The organism is Mesorhizobium sp. M7A.F.Ca.CA.004.04.2.1 (genome assembly GCF_004022825.1).
Lineage (GTDB): Bacteria > Pseudomonadota > Alphaproteobacteria > Rhizobiales > Rhizobiaceae > Mesorhizobium.
The window spans coordinates 1-1,034 of the sequence record NZ_RZPH01001465.1; the positions used below are offsets into that span (position 1 = coordinate 1).

1 protein-coding gene and 1 pseudogene are annotated in these 1,034 nt (G+C 66.4%); both read right to left on the reverse strand.

Annotation, left to right across the window (positions count from 1 at the left end; all coding sequences use genetic code 11):
- The coding region (locus EN893_RS35420; RefSeq protein WP_164901460.1) for a LysR family transcriptional regulator at positions 1-840 on the reverse strand (840 nt) is incomplete at its 3' end.
- A 2-nt stretch (positions 841-842) separates the two neighbouring features.
- Positions 843-1,034 (reverse strand): annotated as a pseudogene (locus tag EN893_RS35425) (amidase); the annotation flags it as partial.

Below are 1,034 nucleotides of genomic sequence, written 5' to 3' on the forward strand. Positions count from 1 at the left end.
CGCCGGCAGATAGCGGCGGTGCGGGTAGACGGCGAAGATGCCGCCGCCCGACAGGATACGGTCATCCATCACCGCCACCAGCCGGCCGCTCGCGAGGTCGGGCGCGGCGATGAAATCCGGCAGGACGGTAAATCCGAGGCCCGCCACGGCCGCGGCTCTCGCCGTCATCGGGCTGTTGACCTCGACCGGACCGGACACCGAAACGCTCACCGGATCGCCATTGTCGCCCTTGAACGGCCAGTTGTTCAGTCCGCGGCCATTGGTGTCGACGATGCAAGGCATGCGGCTGAGATCCTGCGGCCTTGTCGGCATGCCATGCCTGGCGATCAGTTCGGGGGAGGCGCAGAGCTTTATCGAAAACGGCGCCAGCCGCCTGGCGATCAGCGACGAGTTCTCCAGCCGCGAGATGCGCACCGCAAGATCGAAGCCCTCCTCGACCAGATCGACGAAGCGGTCGTCGAGCTGGATGTCGAGCACGATGTCGGGATGCTGCTTGGCGAAGTCGATCAGCGATTGGCCGATCGGCGCGTCGGCGAAGGTGCGCGGCGCCGACAGCTTGATCCGGCCGCGCACGTCGCCGGAGGATTCACGCACCGCGTCGGCCAGGCTGTCGACCTCGCGCACGATCTCCGAGGCGCGCCGGTAATAGGTATGGCCGGCCTCGGTCATCGAGAACTGGCGCGTGGTGCGGTTGAGCAGCAAAGCGCCGAGTTCGTCCTCCAGCTCGCGCACATATTTCGACAGCAAGGCCTTGGAACGACCGATCTTGCGCGCCGCCGCCGAAAAGCCCTCGGCCTCGACCACGTCGATGAAGGCACGCATGCGCGTCAGTGTGTCCATGGTCAGGCCTTTCGTGCCGCGTCGAGAAGTTTCCGGCCGAGCCGTATCAGGGCAATGTCGCTGCCGGAAGGGCCAAGCAGCGACAGGCCGAACGGGGCGCCGGCGACCGAGCCGACGGGCAGCGTGATCTGTGGAAAACCAGACAGGCCGGCCAGGCACAGAAGTTGGAGCGCCCGTTCGCGATAGGCCTGGAA